The following is a 15,732-nucleotide window of genomic DNA, read 5'->3' on the forward strand; positions in this document are numbered from 1 at the left end:
AAGAGGCCGGAACAGGCTAAAGACCGATTAGTCTTCCTTGCCCTTGTTCCGCACAACCCGCTGCAGCTCGCGGTTGGAATCGCGTTCGCGCACGGTGTCGCGCTTGTCGAATTCCTTCTTGCCCTTGCCCAGTGCGATTTCGCACTTGATCAGGTGCTTGCTCCAGTACAGCGACAACGCCACGCAGGTGTAGCCTTTTTGCGCTACAGCCGCTTCCAGCCGCTCGAGCTCACGCTTGTTCAGCAACAGCTTGCGGGTGCGGATGGGGTCGGCGATGACGTGGGTGCTGGCAGTGGTCAGCGGGGTGATGTGGCTGCCGAACAGCCAGGCCTCACCGTCCTTGAGCAGCACGTAACTGTCAACGAGGTGCGCCTTGCCAGCTCGCAGGCTTTTTACTTCCCAGCCGGACAGGACCAGCCCGGCCTCGAACTTGTGTTCGATGAAGTAATCGTGTCGCGCTTTTTTATTCTGCGCGATGGTCCCGGTCGGATGTTTTTTTTGCTTAGCCATAGGGGCGGCATTATAGGCAAAGCCGCGCGTCGTTCGCTATGGGATTTCGGTGTGCTTGAGCCACCGGAATGAATACCGGACAATACAAACCCTGTCATACGCACAGAACCTGTTTTCGGCACGCTGCGAAGCGAAGCCACCCAGCCTTGGAAGTGACGCCTGGATGACTACCCATATTCAACGCTCCGCCCTGCTGCCATACCCCGCCCAGGCGCTCTACGATCTGGTCAACGATGTGGCCAGCTACCCAGAGTTTCTGCCGTGGTGCTCGGCCTCGACGGTGATCGATGCCAGTGATACGCACATGCATGCCAAGCTGGAGGTGGCCAAGGGCGGCATGAGCCAGTACTTCGTCACGCGTAATGTGCTGGTGCCGGGGCAGTCGATCGAGATGAACCTTGAAGAGGGGCCATTCACACAGCTGCATGGCGTGTGGGTGTTCAAGCCGTTGGGCGAAAAGGCCTGCAAGATCAGCCTGGACCTGTCCTTCGATTATGCCGGGCCGATTGTGCGCGCCACGTTGGGCCCGCTGTTCAATCAGGCGGCCAACACACTGGTCGATGCGTTCTGCCAGCGTGCCAAGCAATTGAATGGCTGACGCATAAGCTGCAAACAAAAAGCCCGGACCAGGTCCGGGCTTTTTTGCATCTGCTGTTCCCGGTTAACGGGTTTCCAGCGGTGCCGGGGTCGGGACCGGGGTGGTCTCGATGGTGTCGATTTCGCGCTGAATGGCCTCTTCAGTTGAACCAGGCTTGGCTGGTTTTTCTTCAGGCTGCGCTGCTGGCTGTTCGGTCTGGCCTGGCTCGGTGGCCGGGCTGACGGTGGTGTCGCTGCTGCCACCGAGGATTTCCTGGTCGCGGCTGACGCCTGGCATGAAGTCGCCCGACAAGCTGACCAGTTGGTCGCTTTCGTTGAAGAAGATGCTCATGCGCTCTTGCTGGCGTTTACCACCACCCGGCTGCAGGCTGTACAGGTAATCCCAACGGTTGGTGTGGAAGGTGTCCTGAATCAGCGGGTTGCCCATGATAAACCTTACTTGCCGGCGGGTCATTCCCGGGCGTAATTGGTCTATCATGTCCTGCGTGACGACATTGCCCTGCTGGATGTCGATTTTGTAAACCCCGGGAAACGAGCAACCGGCGAGTGCGAGCAGTCCCACTAGGGTGAGGCTGGTTAGCAAGAGCTTGGTGTTTTGCATCGGTGGGCGACTTCCACTATCTTGGCTGGACAACGTAAACCCCGATCATACCCGTATTAAGAGAAGCTGCGAAGCAGCATCGGCGAGAAAGCTGACCATGGTTGAAAATAGCGAATTGCGCAAAGCCGGTCTCAAGGTGACCCTGCCTCGAGTCAAGATCCTTCAGATGCTCGATTCCACCGAGCAGCGTCACATGAGTGCCGAGGATGTTTACAAGGCACTGATGGAAGCAGGCGAGGACGTAGGCCTGGCCACCGTCTATCGCGTACTGACCCAGTTCGAAGCGGCGGGGCTGGTGGTTCGCCACAACTTCGACGGCGGCCATGCAGTGTTCGAGCTGGCCGATGGCGGTCACCACGACCATATGGTGAACGTGGATACCAGTGAAGTCATCGAGTTCATGGATGCCGAAATCGAGAAGCGCCAGCGCGAAATCGTAGCCGAGCATGGCTTTGAGCTGGTGGACCACAATCTGGTCCTGTATGTGCGTAAGAAGAAGTAACGATTTTTTATCGTTACAAATGACAAAGGCGACCTTCGGGTCGCCTTTGTGCTTCCTGCTTCGGGCAGATTAATTTGCTGCCGGCGATAGGGCCAGTACAGGTAGCATCAGGCCTTGCCAGAAACCACCATCTTGCGCGCATGCGCCAGGGATTCCTTGGTCAGGTCAATGCCGCCCAGCATTCGCGCCACTTCCTCGACCCGCTCACGCTTGCCCAGGCTGGCCACGGCGGTGTGGGTGGTGTCGCTGTTGCGCACCTTGTGCACAAACAGGTGGTGATGCCCTTGCGCGGCGACCTGTGGCAAGTGGGTCACCGTCAGTACCTGGCCGCGCTCGCCCAGGCGGCGCAACAACTGGCCGACAATTTCGGCCGTAGGGCCGCCGATGCCCACGTCGACTTCGTCGAACACCAGGGTAGGTATGCGTGATGTCTGCGCGGTAATCACCTGGATCGCCAGGCTGATACGCGACAGTTCGCCACCCGAAGCCACCTTTGCCAGGCCCTTGAGCGGTTGGCCGGGGTTGGCGCTGACCAGCAGTTCGATCTGCTCCAGGCCATGCGGTGACAGGTCTGCGCCCTCGGTGGGAGTGAGCTCGATACGGAACCGCCCGCCGGGCATGCCCAGGCGCTGGATTTCCTGCTCGACGGCGCCCGCCAGTTGTTGCGCCGCTTGCTGGCGCAGGGCGCTGAGCTCGCGCGCCCGCTCTTTATAGTGGTGTGCGAAAGCGGCCAGTTCTTCGCCTAGGCGCTCGATCGACTCATCACTGGCGTTCAGGCCTTCGATCTCTTCCATCAACTGTTGTTGCAGGTGAGGCAGTTCAGTGGGGTGCACGCGGTGTTTGCGTGCCAGTGTATAAATGGTGTCCAGGCGCTCTTCCAGTGCTTGCAAGCGCATCGGGTCGGCGTCGAAATTGTCGAGGAAGCGATTGAGTTCGCCCACGGCTTCCTCGACCTGAATCTGTGCGCTGGCGATCAGGTTGGCTGCTTCGCTGAGTGCCTTGGGCGAGTGGGTAGCGGCACCCAGGCGGTTCAGGCTGGAGGTGAGGGCGCTGAGCACGTTGCCCGAATCGCTTTCACTGCACTGGTCGATCACCTGGCGGCAAATGCCGAACAGGGCTTCGGCGCTGGTCAGGTTCTTGTGTTCCTGTTCCAGTTGCTCCAGTTCTTGCTCACCCAGGCCAAGGTTGTCCAGCTCTTCCAGCTGGTAGCTGAGCAGTTGATGGCGGGCACGCTGCTCGTCACCCGAATTGGACAGCCGTTCCAGCTCCAGACGGGTCTGGTTCCAGCGCTTGGCGGCCAGGTGCACCTGGCGGGCCAGGTCGACGGCGCCGGCGTACTCGTCGAGCAGGCGGCGGTGGGTGTCGGTCTTGAGCAGCGATTGGTGCTCGTGCTGGCTGTGGATATCGATCAGCAGCTCGCCCAGCGCCTTGAGGTCGCCCAGCGGGCACGGCGTGCCATTGATGTAGCCGCGGCTGCGGCCTTCAGCGGTGATTACCCGGCGCAGGATGCACAGGCCGTCGTTGTCCAGGTCGCGTTCGGCCAGCCAGGCGTGGGCCTCGGGGATGTCTACCAGGTCGAAGGTGGCGAGGATGTCCGCCTTGTCGGTGCCAGGGCGCACCACGCCACTGTCGGCCCGATCGCCCAGGGCCAGGCCGAGGGCGTCGAGCATGATCGATTTGCCAGCGCCGGTCTCACCCGTGATGACGGACATGCCGCGGGCAATTTCGAGGTCGAGGTGCTCGACGATGGCGTAGTTGTGAATGGACAGGTGCACCAGCATGGGGGCGGCTCCCGAAAGTCAGGTCTGGTTATTTATACAGTACTTTTTTCGGGCCTGCCAATGCCCTTCACAGAATCTGTTGCAGTGGGGAAAAGCACCTTGCCCCCTTGAAGCTGGTTTTTCCGGCCCCATATAGCCGACATCACAGGCGAGCCTGGCTCGCAGTCCACAAAATTGCGCAGGAGAGACCCCATGGCTGATGAACAGCTGAACGAGAAAGACCTTAACGTGGAAGAAACCGGTGCAGGCACTGCAGCTGACACCCGTGTTCTGGAGCTCGAGGAACAGCTGGCCGCAGCCAAGGACCAGGCGCTGCGCGCCGTTGCCGACGTGCAGAACGTGCGCCGTCGTGCCGAGCAGGATGTGGAGAAAGCCCACAAGTTTGCCCTGGAGAAGTTCTCCAGCGACTTGCTGCCGGTGATCGACAGCCTGGAGCTGGCCCTGGCCCACTCCAGCGCCGAGGACGAGCACGTCAAGCAGATCCGCGAAGGCGTCGAGCTGACCCTGAAGATGTTCCAGGACACCCTCAAGCGCTACAACCTCGAAGCGGTCGACCCGCACGGCCAGCCGTTCAACCCTGAGCACCACCAGGCCATGGCCATGCAGGAAAACGGCGAAGTCGAGCCAAACAGCGTGCTGAATGTGTTCCAGAAGGGTTACCTGCTGAACGGCCGCCTGCTGCGCCCCGCCATGGTGGTGGTCAGCAAGGCGCCGAGCGCGGCGCAACCCTCGATCAGTGAAAAGGCTTGAAATCCATCGGGGCATCCCCATCTAGGTGTCAAGCCTTCAAGTATTACCGCAGTTGGCCAAAGTAGTCGCTGCTACCAAATTCAAGTTTCGGGAGAGTTAACATGGGTAAAATCATCGGTATCGACTTGGGGACCACCAACTCGTGCGTCTCCATTCTGGAAAACGGTAACGTCAAGGTCATCGAAAACGCCGAAGGTGCGCGTACTACCCCTTCGATCGTGGCCTACGCCAACGATGGCGAAATCCTGGTAGGTCAGTCGGCCAAGCGCCAGGCTGTGACCAACCCGCACAACACCCTGTTCGCAGTGAAGCGCCTGATTGGCCGCCGCTTCGAAGAAGATGTCGTGCAAAAAGACATCAAGCTGGTGCCGTACAAGATCGTCAAGGCGAACAACGGTGACGCCTGGGTCGAAGCGGCTGGCAAGGAAATGGCTCCGCCGCAAATCAGCGCCGAAGTCCTGAAGAAAATGAAGAAGACCGCCGAAGACTACCTCGGCGAGCCAGTGACCGAAGCGGTCATCACCGTTCCGGCCTACTTCAACGACAGCCAGCGTCAGGCTACCAAAGACGCCGGTCGTATCGCTGGCCTGGACGTAAAGCGCATCATCAACGAGCCGACCGCCGCTGCACTGGCGTACGGCATGGACAAGGCCAAGGGCGACCACACCGTCATCGTTTATGACCTGGGTGGTGGTACCTTCGACGTTTCGGTCATCGAAATCGCCGAAGTCGACGGTGAGCACCAGTTCGAAGTACTGGCTACCAACGGCGACACCTTCCTGGGTGGCGAAGACTTCGACATGCGCCTGATCGACTACCTCGTCGACGAGTTCAAGAAAGAGTCGGGCATGGACCTGAAGAACGATCCTCTGGCCCTGCAGCGCCTGAAAGAAGCCGCAGAAAAAGCCAAGATCGAACTGTCGTCCGCTCAGTCGACCGACGTCAACCTGCCGTACATCACTGCAGATGCCACCGGTCCTAAGCACCTGAACGTGAAGATCTCCCGCGCCAAGCTGGAGTCGCTGGTCGAAGACCTGGTCAAGCGTACCATCGAGCCTTGCCGCATCGCCCTGAAAGACGCCGGCATCGACGCCAGCAAGATCGACGACGTGATCCTGGTCGGCGGTCAGACCCGTATGCCGCTGGTGCAGAAAGAAGTAGCCGACTTCTTCGGTAAAGAAGCCCGCAAGGACGTCAACCCGGACGAAGCCGTTGCCATGGGCGCTGCCATCCAGGGCGCTGTTCTGGCCGGTGACGTGAAAGACGTGCTGCTGCTGGACGTCAGCCCGCTGACCCTGGGTATCGAAACCATGGGCGGCGTGATGACTGCGCTGATCGAGAAGAACACCACCATCCCGACCAAGAAGTCGCAGGTGTTCTCCACTGCCGATGACAACCAGGGCGCCGTGACCATTCACGTACTGCAAGGCGAGCGTAAGCAGGCTGCGCAGAACAAGTCGCTGGGCAAGTTCGACCTGGCTGACATTCCGCCAGCACCGCGTGGCGTTCCACAAATCGAAGTAACCTTCGACATCGACGCCAACGGCATCCTGCACGTAGGCGCGAAAGACAAGGCTACCGGCAAGACTCAGTCGATCGTGATCAAGGCCAACTCCGGCCTGTCGGACGAAGAGATCGAGCGCATGGTGCGTGACGCCGAGGCCAACGCCGAGGAAGACCGCAAGTTTGAAGAGCTGGCCGCGGCCCGTAACCAGGGTGATGCACTGGTTCACTCGACCCGCAAGATGGTCGCTGACGCGGGTGACAATGTCACCGCTGAAGAGAAAACTGCCATCGAAGCGGCTGTGGTTGCCCTGGAAGCCGCCGTCAAAGGCGACGACAAGGCTGCCATCGATGCCAAGGTCGAGGAGCTGTCCAAGGTCTCTGCCCCGGTTGCCCAGAAAATGTACGCCGAGCAGTCGGCTGAACAGCCTCAGGGTGGCGCGCAGCAGGCCGAGCCGGAAGCCAAGCACGATGACGTGGTTGACGCCGAGTTCGAAGAAGTGAAAGACAACAACAAGCAGTAATCCCTGCATGTTGTCGGCCAGCTCACCGCCGTTTGGCGGTGAGCTGGTAGGATGTCGCCGCGCGGGGGCTTGCTCCCGCGTTGGCGTATCTGGAATTCGAGAATTTTTACAGCATCTGTCAGCCACCTTTGGAGGCGCAGGCAGGTGCTGATGGCGCGGCGCAGATGCCAGACGCCCAACAAGGTGCAAATGACCTATGTCCAAGCGTGATTATTATGAGGTTCTGGGCGTCGAGCGCGGCGCCAGTGAGTCTGACCTCAAAAAGGCTTACCGCCGTTTGGCGATGAAGTACCACCCGGACCGCAACCCGGGTGACAAAGAGTCTGAAGACAAGTTCAAGGAGGCCAACGAGGCCTACGAAGTGCTGTCTGATGCCAGCAAGCGCGCGGCGTTCGACCAGTATGGCCACGCAGGTGTCGACCCAAGCATGGGCGGTGGTGGTGCCGGCTTCGGTGGCGCCAACTTCTCCGATATCTTCGGTGATGTGTTCAGCGACTTCTTCGGTGGCGGCCGCGGTGGCGGCCGTGGCGGTGCCCAGCGCGGCAGCGACCTGCGCTACACCCTGGAGCTGAACCTGGAAGAAGCAGTGCGTGGCACCACGGTCAGCATCCGTGTGCCTACCCTGGTCAACTGCCAGCCTTGCGATGGCTCTGGCGCCAAGAAGGGTTCGACCCCGTCCACCTGCCCGACTTGTGGTGGCATCGGCCAGGTGCGCATGCAGCAAGGCTTCTTCTCGGTGCAGCAGACCTGCCCGCGCTGCCATGGCCAAGGCAAGATCATCACCGACCCGTGCGCCTCGTGCCACGGCGAAGGCCGTGTCGAGGAATACAAGACGCTGTCGGTCAAGGTGCCGGCAGGTGTCGATACCGGTGACCGCATCCGCCTGTCGGGCGAGGGCGAGGCCGGGGCCCATGGTGGCCCCACTGGCGACCTGTACGTGGTGATCAGTGTGCGTGAGCACGAGATCTTCCAGCGCGATGGCAAGCACTTGTACTGCGAAGTGCCAATCAGCTTCACCGATGCCGCCCTGGGTGGCGAGCTGGAAGTGCCCACCCTCGATGGCCGCGTGAAACTGAAAATTCCGGAAGGTACCCAGACGGGCAAGCAGTTCCGCCTGCGTGGCAAGGGCGTGGCGCCGGTCCGCGGTGGTGGTGCCGGTGACCTGCTGTGCCGGGTGGCGGTGGAAACCCCGGTCAACCTCAGCCGCCGTCAGCGCGAGCTGCTCGAAGAGCTGCGTGACTCGCTGGAAGGCGACAGCTCCCACTCGCCCAAGGCCAGTGGCTGGTTCGATGGCGTGAAGCGCTTCTTCGGCGATCTCTGACAAGGAACAGGCTATGCGACGTATTGCAGTGATGGGTGCGGCAGGGCGGATGGGCAAGACCCTTATCGAAGCCGTGCAGCAAACCCCGGGTGCCGGGTTGACGGCGGCGATCGATCGTCCTGATAGTTCGCTGGTCGGGGCTGACGCCGGTGAGCTGGCGGCACTTGGCCGGATTGGCGTGCTGTTGTCCGATGATCTGGCCAAGGTCGCCGATGAATTCGATGTGCTCATCGACTTCACTCACCCCTCGGTCACCCTGAAAAACCTGGCGTTTTGCCGCAAGCACGGCAAGGCGATGATCATTGGCACCACCGGTTTTACAGCTGAAGAGAAGCAGCTGTTGGCCGAGGCCGGCAAGGACATTCCAATCGTGTTCGCCGCCAACTTCAGCGTGGGTGTAAACCTTAGCCTGAAGCTGCTGGACATGGCAGCGCGGGTGCTGGGCGATGATGTCGACATCGAGATCATCGAGGCGCACCACCGGCACAAGGTCGATGCACCTTCGGGCACTGCGCTGCGCATGGGTGAGGTCGTTGCCAATGCGCTGGGCCGAGACCTGCAGGAAGTGGCCGTGTATGGTCGTGAGGGGCAGACCGGCGCGCGTGATCGCAAGACCATCGGTTTCGCGACTGTGCGGGCTGGTGATGTGGTGGGTGACCACACCGTGCTGTTCGCTGCCGAAGGCGAGCGCCTGGAAATTACCCACAAGGCTTCCAGTCGCATGACCTTCGCCAAGGGCGCCGTGCGTGCGGCGCTGTGGCTGGATGGGCGCGCGCCTGGCCTGTACGACATGCAGGATGTGCTCGAGCTGCGCTAAGCCGTTCGAGTGGTGTTGGCTTCTTCACGGGCTTGCCTGCTCCCACAGGCATTGCGCAGGTCTTGGGGTCTGTGGTGTTCCTGTGGGAGCGGGCGAGCCCGCGAAGAAGCCCCCGCCGATGTCAGTCTGTCGCATTGATGTGTTTTAGAGACACATATGCGGTAGACCGAAAACGCACTTTTCTGTAAGCTACAGCTTTAGTGTGTCCACTAAAAGCGCGCAGCGAATTGAATTCAGCACATGAAAGCGGGGTGACGTGTCCATACGTCACTCCGCTTTTTTGCAACCTGCGATCGCCCTTTCATGCTTGATTTACGGGAGGTCTTCTTGACAAAGCCAGCCATACTCGCCCTTGCCGACGGCAGTATTTTTCGCGGTGAAGCCATCGGTGCCGACGGTCAGACCGTTGGTGAGGTGGTGTTCAACACCGCTATGACCGGCTACCAGGAAATCCTTACAGACCCTTCCTACGCGCAGCAAATCGTTACCCTGACCTATCCGCACATCGGCAACACCGGCACTACGCCGGAAGATGCCGAGTCGAACCGCGTCTGGTCCGCTGGCCTGGTCATCCGTGACCTGCCGCTGCTGGCCAGCAACTGGCGCAACACCCAGTCGCTGCCTGAGTACCTCAAGGCCAACAACGTTGTTGCCATCGCCGGCATCGACACCCGTCGCCTGACCCGTATCCTGCGTGAAAAAGGCGCTCAGAACGGTTGCATCCTCGCCGGTGACAACATCAGCGAAGAGGCAGCCATCGCCGCCGCCCGTGGCTTCCCTGGCCTGAAGGGCATGGACTTGGCCAAGGTCGTTTCCACCAAGGAGCGTTACGAGTGGCGCTCCAGTGTGTGGGAGCTGAAAACCGACAGCCACCCGACCATCGAAGCTGCCGACCTGCCGTACCACGTGGTCGCCTTCGACTACGGCGTCAAGCTGAACATCCTGCGCATGCTGGTTGCCCGTGGCTGCCGCGTGACTGTGGTGCCGGCCCAGACCCCGGCCAGCGAAGTGCTGGCACTCAACCCGGACGGTGTGTTCCTGTCCAACGGCCCTGGTGACCCCGAGCCGTGCGACTATGCCATTCAGGCGATCAAGGAAATTCTCGAAACCGAGATTCCGGTATTCGGCATTTGCCTCGGCCACCAACTGCTGGCCCTGGCGTCCGGTGCCAAGACCGTGAAAATGGGCCACGGTCACCACGGCGCCAACCACCCGGTCCAGGACCTGGATACCGGCGTGGTCATGATCACCAGCCAGAACCACGGTTTTGCTGTTGACGAAGCCACCCTGCCGGGCAACGTTCGCGCCATCCACAAGTCGCTGTTCGACGGCACTCTGCAGGGTATCGAGCGCACCGACAAGAGCGCGTTCAGCTTCCAGGGCCACCCTGAAGCGAGCCCTGGCCCGACCGACGTCGCGCCACTGTTCGATCGTTTCACCGATGCCATGGCCAAGCGCCGCTGAGCATCCTGCTTCAAGGCCCCGGGCCGGCTCGCGCCGCGCCCGGAAGCGCCTGACCCAGATTGTTCAAAGCGGCTTGCCGACTGACCCCGGATTTGAGTGACCACCATGCCAAAACGTACAGACATCAAAAGCATCCTGATTCTCGGTGCCGGCCCGATCGTGATCGGCCAGGCCTGTGAATTCGACTACTCCGGCGCCCAGGCCTGCAAGGCCCTGCGCGAGGAAGGTTTCCGCGTCATCCTGGTGAACTCCAACCCAGCCACCATCATGACCGACCCGGCCATGGCCGACGCCACCTACATTGAGCCGATCAAGTGGCAATCGGTGGCCAAGATCATCGAGAAAGAACGCCCGGACGCCGTCTTGCCGACCATGGGCGGCCAGACCGCACTGAACTGCGCGCTGGACCTGGAGCGCCACGGCGTTCTGGAGAAGTTCGGCGTAGAGATGATCGGTGCCAACGCCGACACCATCGACAAGGCTGAAGACCGCTCGCGCTTCGACAAGGCGATGAAGGACATCGGCCTGGAGTGCCCCCGCTCCGGTATCGCCCACAGCATGGAAGAGGCCTATGCGGTCCTCGAGAAGCTTGGCTTCCCGTGCATCATTCGCCCGTCGTTCACCATGGGTGGCACTGGCGGTGGTATCGCTTACAACCGTGAAGAATTCGAAGAAATCTGCACCCGCGGTCTGGACCTGTCGCCGACCAAAGAGCTGCTGATCGACGAATCGCTGATCGGCTGGAAAGAGTACGAGATGGAAGTGGTCCGCGACAAAAAGGACAACTGCATCATCGTTTGCTCGATCGAAAACTTTGACCCGATGGGCGTGCACACTGGTGACTCGATCACCGTTGCTCCCGCGCAGACCCTGACCGACAAGGAATACCAGATCATGCGCAACGCCTCGCTGGCGGTGCTGCGTGAAATCGGTGTTGAAACCGGCGGTTCCAACGTGCAGTTCGGTATCTGCCCGAACACCGGCCGCATGGTCGTCATCGAGATGAACCCGCGGGTATCGCGTTCGTCCGCCCTGGCTTCGAAGGCTACCGGCTTCCCGATCGCCAAGATCGCCGCCAAGCTGGCCATCGGTTACACCCTCGACGAACTGCAGAACGACATCACCGGCGGCCGCACCCCGGCTTCCTTCGAGCCGTCGATCGACTACGTCGTCACCAAGCTGCCGCGCTTTGCCTTCGAGAAATTCCCGAAAGCCGACGCCCGCCTGACCACCCAGATGAAATCCGTGGGTGAAGTCATGGCCATCGGCCGTACCTTCCAGGAGTCCCTGCAGAAAGCCCTGCGCGGCCTGGAAGTGGGTGCCTGTGGCCTGGACCCGAAAGTCGACCTGGCCAGCCCGGAAGCTGCCGGCATCCTCAAGCGCGAGCTGACCGTGCCGGGCGCCGAGCGTATCTGGTACGTGGCTGACGCCATGCGTTCGGGCATGACCTGCGAAGAGATCTTTGCCCTGACCGGCATCGACATGTGGTTCCTGGTGCAGATGGAAGATCTGATCAAGGAAGAAGAGAAGGTCAAGACCCTGGCCCTGTCGTCGATCGACAAGAGCCTGATGCTGCGCCTCAAGCGCAAAGGTTTCTCGGACCAGCGCCTGGCTGTGCTGCTGGGTATCACCGACAAGAACCTGCGCCGTCACCGTCACAAGCTCGAAGTCTTCCCGGTGTACAAGCGCGTCGACACCTGCGCTGCCGAGTTCGCCACCGACACTGCCTACCTGTACTCCACCTACGAGGAAGAGTGCGAGGCCAACCCGTCGACTCGCGACAAGATCATGATCCTGGGTGGCGGCCCGAACCGTATCGGCCAAGGCATCGAGTTCGACTACTGCTGCGTACACGCCGCCCTGGCGCTGCGTGACGACGGTTACGAGACCATCATGGTCAACTGCAACCCGGAAACCGTCTCCACCGACTACGACACTTCTGACCGCCTGTACTTCGAGCCGCTGACGCTGGAAGACGTGCTGGAAGTGTGCCGCGTCGAGAAGCCAAAAGGCGTGATCGTCCATTACGGCGGCCAGACCCCGCTGAAACTGGCCCGCGCCCTGGAAGAAGCCGGCGTACCGATCATCGGTACCAGCCCGGACGCCATCGACCGCGCCGAAGACCGTGAGCGCTTCCAGCAGATGGTTCAGCGTCTGAACCTGCTGCAGCCGCCAAACGCCACCGTGCGCAGCGAAGAAGAAGCTATCCGCGCTGCTGGCAGCATCGGTTACCCGCTGGTGGTGCGCCCGTCGTACGTACTGGGCGGCCGCGCCATGGAGATCGTCTACGAACTGGACGAGCTCAAGCGCTACCTGCGTGAAGCCGTGCAAGTGTCCAACGACAGCCCGGTACTGCTCGACCACTTCCTCAACTGCGCCATCGAGATGGACGTGGATGCGGTGTGCGACGGCACCGACGTGGTGATCGGCGCCATCATGCAGCACATTGAGCAGGCCGGCGTTCACTCCGGTGACTCGGCGTGCTCGCTGCCACCTTACTCGCTGAGCAAGGAGGTGCAGGACGAAGTCCGCGTACAGGTCGCAAAAATGGCCCTGGAGCTCGGCGTTGTCGGCCTGATGAACGTGCAGCTGGCCCTGCAGGGCGACAAGATCTACGTGATCGAAGTCAACCCGCGCGCCTCGCGTACCGTGCCGTTCGTGTCCAAGTGCATCGGCACTTCCCTGGCCATGATCGCCGCCCGCGTAATGGCCGGCAAAACCTTGAAAGAGCTGGGCTTTACCCAGGAAATCATCCCGAACTTCTACAGCGTCAAGGAAGCCGTCTTCCCGTTCGCCAAGTTCCCAGGGGTTGACCCGATCCTCGGCCCTGAGATGAAATCGACCGGTGAAGTCATGGGTGTCGGTGACACCTTCGGTGAAGCGTTCGCCAAAGCCCAGATGGGTGCCAGCGAAGTGCTGCCGACCGGTGGTACCGCGTTCATCAGCGTGCGTGACGACGACAAGCCGCAAGTGGCTGGCGTTGCCCGCGACCTGATCGCCCTGGGCTTCGAAGTGGTTGCAACTGCTGGCACTGCCAAGGTGATCGAAGCGGCAGGCCTGAAAGTGCGCCGTGTGAACAAGGTGACCGAAGGCCGCCCGCACGTGGTCGACATGATCAAGAACGACGAAGTGTCGCTGATCATCAACACCACCGAAGGCCGCCAGTCGATTGCCGATTCCTACTCGATTCGTCGCAATGCGCTGCAGCACAAGATTTACTGCACCACTACCATTGCGGCCGGTGAAGCCATCTGCGAGGCGCTGAAATTTGGTCCGGAAAAGACCGTTCGTCGCCTGCAAGATCTGCATGCAGGACTGAAAGCATGAGCATTACCAAGTACCCGATGACCGTCCAGGGCGCTCGCGCCCTGGAAGAGGAGCACCTGTTCCTGAGCAAGACCGAACGCCCGCGCCTGAGCCAGGCGATTGGTGAGGCACGCGAACTGGGCGACCTCAAGGAAAACGCCGAATACCATGCCGCCCGTGAAGAGCAGGGCATGGTCGAGGCGCGTATCCGCGATATCGAAGGCCGTTTGCAGAACTCGGTCGTGATCGACGTGACCACGATCCCCCACACCGGCAAGGTGATTTTCGGTACCACAGTGGTACTGGCCAACACTGAAACCGATGAAGAAGTGACCTACCAGATCGTCGGCGAGGATGAAGCCGACGTGAAACAGGGCAAGCTCTCGAGCGGTGCGCCGATTGCCCGTGCCATCATCGGCAAGGAAGAAGGTGATACTGTCGTCGTCAAGACGCCTAGCGGCACGGTCGAGTACGAGATTGTCGAAGTCAAGCACATCTGACCGGCGCCTGCGGGCGCCATCCCTCGAGGGGATCCTCTGGCAACTGGCCCAGGTTTTCTGGGTCGGTGGCTTATGGGTGTTCCATGTGGGGCTGGTGCCTGCGCTCAAGGTCAGTGGCCTGGCCCCGCTGCTGGTGCAGGATATCGCCGGGCAGATCGACCGCTGGTTGATCGGCGTGGCGTTGCTTGGCTTGTTGACCCAGCTGGCAGTGCTGGCAAGGGTGGACGGCCTGGCGGCCTGGTGGCGGCAGTTCCGTGGCCAGATGCTGTTGCTCGGCTTCGGTGCCTGCGTGGGGTATTACACCTTGCGCTACGGTATTTCCGTGGGTGAGCGCTGGCAGATGTTCTGCTTCCTGGTCCTGGGCTTTTCCGGCATCGTGCTGGTGGCCCAGCCGGTGCCGGTCAGGGCGCGCTCATCGCGCCACTGACCGGAGCCACCGTTACTTGTAGCGGTGGATATTGGACAGCTGCTTGTTCGGCTGTGGGTTCTTGCGGTAAATCAGCGCTTTTTTGCCGATGGTCTGCACCAGCTCGGCACGGCCGGCCTTGCACAGCTCGGCAATAGTTGCTGCACGTTCTTCGCGGTCTTCCGAACGAATCTCGACTTTGATCAGCTCATGGTCGACCAGCGCACGCTCCAGTTCGGCGACTACGCCTTCATTCAGACCGTTCCCGGCAACGATCAGGACCGGCTTCAGGTCATGACCAATGGACTTGTATTGCTTCTTCTGCTCGTTATTGAGCGGCATAATCTGACCCTTTCCGTCTGATTCTGTAAAATTGACGGGCATTTTACCCGAGGGCCACCGGCTCCGCCCAGTCAATCACGACGCATATCATCGAGGTGCCCCGTGGTACAACGTTCCAAAAGCAGCGCAAACTGGCTGCGAGAGCATTTTAACGACCCTTTCGTCAAACAGGCGCAGAAGGATGGCTACCGCTCGCGTGCGAGCTACAAACTGCTGGAGATTCAGGAAAAGGACCGGCTGATCCGCCCGGGCATGAGTGTTATCGACCTCGGCGCGGCGCCTGGTGGCTGGTCGCAGGTGACCAGTCGTCTGATTGGTGGCCAGGGGCGCCTGATTGCTTCCGACATTCTGGAAATGGACTCGATCGCGGATGTGACCTTCATTCAGGGTGACTTCACCCATGACGAAGTGCTGCAGCGCATTCTCGAAGCGGTCGGCGATTCGCACGTGGACCTTGTGATTTCCGACATGGCCCCCAATATGAGTGGTACGCCCGCAGTAGATATTCCACGGGCCATGTTCCTCTGCGAGTTGGCGCTCGATCTGGCAACCCGCGTGCTCAAGCCTGGCGGCGATTTCCTGATCAAGATTTTCCAGGGCGAAGGTTTTGACGTGTACCTGAAGGACGTGCGTAGCAAGTTCGACAAGGTGCAGATGCGCAAGCCATCGTCGTCGCGGGACCGTTCCCGTGAGCAATACCTGTTGGGCAGGGGCTTCAAAGGGGCATGAAAGGTGTGAAGCGGGGTGGCCGATAGTTAATTCCAATCGGCCACTGCGTCAGGATCGTCCGAACTTCGTGTAGTCTAGC

15 protein-coding genes are annotated in these 15,732 nt (G+C 60.8%); 11 read left to right on the forward strand and 4 right to left on the reverse strand.

The features are described from left to right. Positions 1 to 27 precede the first annotated feature (27 nt). On the reverse strand, positions 28 to 510 hold the full coding sequence (gene smpB, locus ACK1VC_RS02630) for an SsrA-binding protein SmpB (RefSeq protein WP_016489183.1): 483 nt from the start codon (positions 508 to 510) through the stop codon (positions 28 to 30). A 163-nt stretch (positions 511 to 673) separates the two neighbouring features. On the opposite strand from smpB, the gene ACK1VC_RS02635 reads away from it, so the two are divergent. Next, positions 674 to 1,108: a type II toxin-antitoxin system RatA family toxin gene (locus ACK1VC_RS02635; RefSeq protein ID WP_016489182.1), complete on the forward strand. Its 435-nt coding sequence runs from the start codon at positions 674 to 676 to the stop codon at positions 1,106 to 1,108. A 63-nt stretch (positions 1,109 to 1,171) separates the two neighbouring features. On the opposite strand, the gene ACK1VC_RS02640 is transcribed toward ACK1VC_RS02635, so the two are convergent. Then, complete coding sequence (locus ACK1VC_RS02640; protein ID WP_024717412.1) at positions 1,172 to 1,708, reverse strand: outer membrane protein assembly factor BamE; 537 nt, start codon at positions 1,706 to 1,708, stop codon at positions 1,172 to 1,174. Between the two features lie 97 nt (positions 1,709 to 1,805). Between ACK1VC_RS02640 and fur the strand changes: the two genes are divergently transcribed. Beyond that, a complete protein-coding gene (fur, locus tag ACK1VC_RS02645; RefSeq protein WP_003249922.1) occupies positions 1,806 to 2,210 on the forward strand; it encodes a ferric iron uptake transcriptional regulator in 405 nt (134 codons plus the stop codon). A 107-nt stretch (positions 2,211 to 2,317) separates the two neighbouring features. Here the strand turns inward: fur and recN are convergent, their stop codons facing one another. Next, entirely contained in the window at positions 2,318 to 3,991 is a 1,674-nt protein-coding gene (recN, locus tag ACK1VC_RS02650; protein WP_191086993.1) for a DNA repair protein RecN, read from the reverse strand. Positions 3,992 to 4,183: 192 nt separating this feature from the next. Between recN and grpE the strand changes: the two genes are divergently transcribed. The 8 genes from grpE to ACK1VC_RS02690 all read left to right on the forward strand — a co-directional run bounded on the left by grpE (position 4,184) and on the right by ACK1VC_RS02690 (position 14,603). After that, a complete protein-coding gene (gene grpE / locus ACK1VC_RS02655) occupies positions 4,184 to 4,741 on the forward strand; it encodes a nucleotide exchange factor GrpE (RefSeq protein WP_449117838.1) in 558 nt (185 codons plus the stop codon). Between the two features lie 101 nt (positions 4,742 to 4,842). Continuing rightward, positions 4,843 to 6,768: a molecular chaperone DnaK gene (gene dnaK, locus ACK1VC_RS02660; protein ID WP_449117839.1), complete on the forward strand. Its 1,926-nt coding sequence runs from the start codon at positions 4,843 to 4,845 to the stop codon at positions 6,766 to 6,768. 196 nt (positions 6,769 to 6,964) lie between these two features. Continuing rightward, positions 6,965 to 8,089 carry a molecular chaperone DnaJ gene (gene dnaJ, locus ACK1VC_RS02665; protein WP_016489178.1) on the forward strand — a complete coding sequence of 375 codons (1,125 nt, stop codon included), beginning with the start codon at positions 6,965 to 6,967 and terminating at the stop codon, positions 8,087 to 8,089. A 13-nt stretch (positions 8,090 to 8,102) separates the two neighbouring features. Next, on the forward strand, positions 8,103 to 8,906 hold the full coding sequence (dapB, locus tag ACK1VC_RS02670; protein WP_016489177.1) for a 4-hydroxy-tetrahydrodipicolinate reductase: 804 nt from the start codon (positions 8,103 to 8,105) through the stop codon (positions 8,904 to 8,906). Between the two features lie 327 nt (positions 8,907 to 9,233). After that, positions 9,234 to 10,370 carry a glutamine-hydrolyzing carbamoyl-phosphate synthase small subunit gene (gene carA / locus ACK1VC_RS02675; protein WP_016391781.1) on the forward strand — a complete coding sequence of 379 codons (1,137 nt, stop codon included), beginning with the start codon at positions 9,234 to 9,236 and terminating at the stop codon, positions 10,368 to 10,370. A 105-nt stretch (positions 10,371 to 10,475) separates the two neighbouring features. Then, on the forward strand, positions 10,476 to 13,697 hold the full coding sequence (gene carB, locus ACK1VC_RS02680) for a carbamoyl-phosphate synthase large subunit (protein ID WP_016489176.1): 3,222 nt from the start codon (positions 10,476 to 10,478) through the stop codon (positions 13,695 to 13,697). A gap of 2 nt (positions 13,698 to 13,699) precedes the next feature. Beyond that, complete coding sequence (greA, locus tag ACK1VC_RS02685) at positions 13,700 to 14,176, forward strand: transcription elongation factor GreA (protein ID WP_024717413.1); 477 nt, start codon at positions 13,700 to 13,702, stop codon at positions 14,174 to 14,176. Further along, on the forward strand, positions 14,154 to 14,603 hold the full coding sequence (locus tag ACK1VC_RS02690) for a hypothetical protein (RefSeq protein WP_019470448.1): 450 nt from the start codon (positions 14,154 to 14,156) through the stop codon (positions 14,601 to 14,603). The genes greA and ACK1VC_RS02690 overlap by 23 nt, the downstream gene beginning before the upstream one ends. Before the next feature lie 12 nt (positions 14,604 to 14,615). Here ACK1VC_RS02690 and ACK1VC_RS02695 read toward each other — a convergent pair whose 3' ends face one another. After that, a complete protein-coding gene (locus ACK1VC_RS02695) occupies positions 14,616 to 14,924 on the reverse strand; it encodes a YhbY family RNA-binding protein (protein WP_016489174.1) in 309 nt (102 codons plus the stop codon). Positions 14,925 to 15,026: 102 nt separating this feature from the next. Between ACK1VC_RS02695 and rlmE the strand changes: the two genes are divergently transcribed. Then, entirely contained in the window at positions 15,027 to 15,653 is a 627-nt protein-coding gene (gene rlmE, locus ACK1VC_RS02700; RefSeq protein ID WP_012274251.1) for a 23S rRNA (uridine(2552)-2'-O)-methyltransferase RlmE, read from the forward strand. The last annotated feature ends 79 nt before the right edge of the window (positions 15,654 to 15,732 follow it).

The organism is Pseudomonas sp. XP2 (assembly GCF_053557975.1).

Coding starts and splice junctions, on each gene's coding strand:
- dnaK (WP_449117839.1), top strand. CDS start 4,843: ATGGGTAAAATCATCGGTATCGACTTGGGGACCACCAACTCGTGCGTC.
- carB (WP_016489176.1), top strand. CDS start 10,476: ATGCCAAAACGTACAGACATCAAAAGCATCCTGATTCTCGGTGCCGGC.
- fur (WP_003249922.1), top strand. CDS start 1,806: ATGGTTGAAAATAGCGAATTGCGCAAAGCCGGTCTCAAGGTGACCCTG.
- dapB (WP_016489177.1), top strand. CDS start 8,103: ATGCGACGTATTGCAGTGATGGGTGCGGCAGGGCGGATGGGCAAGACC.
- ACK1VC_RS02640 (WP_024717412.1), bottom strand. CDS start 1,708: ATGCAAAACACCAAGCTCTTGCTAACCAGCCTCACCCTAGTGGGACTG.
- recN (WP_191086993.1), bottom strand. CDS start 3,991: ATGCTGGTGCACCTGTCCATTCACAACTACGCCATCGTCGAGCACCTC.
- grpE (WP_449117838.1), top strand. CDS start 4,184: ATGGCTGATGAACAGCTGAACGAGAAAGACCTTAACGTGGAAGAAACC.
- dnaJ (WP_016489178.1), top strand. CDS start 6,965: ATGTCCAAGCGTGATTATTATGAGGTTCTGGGCGTCGAGCGCGGCGCC.
- ACK1VC_RS02635 (WP_016489182.1), top strand. CDS start 674: ATGACTACCCATATTCAACGCTCCGCCCTGCTGCCATACCCCGCCCAG.
- ACK1VC_RS02695 (WP_016489174.1), bottom strand. CDS start 14,924: ATGCCGCTCAATAACGAGCAGAAGAAGCAATACAAGTCCATTGGTCAT.
- smpB (WP_016489183.1), bottom strand. CDS start 510: ATGGCTAAGCAAAAAAAACATCCGACCGGGACCATCGCGCAGAATAAA.